General features: G+C 34.8%; 1 protein-coding gene. It reads left to right on the forward strand.

Annotated elements, in window-relative coordinates:
- On the forward strand, positions 1–267 hold a 267-nt coding region (locus RG959_RS24255), incomplete at both ends, for a hypothetical protein (protein WP_342799314.1).

The raw sequence follows: 267 nt of genomic DNA on the forward strand, positions 1-267 counted from the left end.
GATTACTGCTTAATACTTATAAAGGAAATGAAGAAGATCGAAATATTATCTTGCCAAATATTGAAAATGTAGACAAGGACATTAGTGAAGAATTGGCTCAATATGCTGCGTCTCTCTTGAATCCCCTGCGTAAAGAATTAGGAACTGTGGCTGTTGAAGTGAGTGATTTAGCATTAAATTATGCCGTTCTCTTAGCTCAATCATTGAATAGTACTTTGCGATATCATAATTATGACAGTCTAATTGCAATTGCAAAAACGACAGGTG

Source organism: Domibacillus sp. 8LH (assembly GCF_038806185.1).
Classification (GTDB): domain Bacteria; phylum Bacillota; class Bacilli; order Bacillales; family Domibacillaceae; genus Domibacillus; species Domibacillus indicus_A.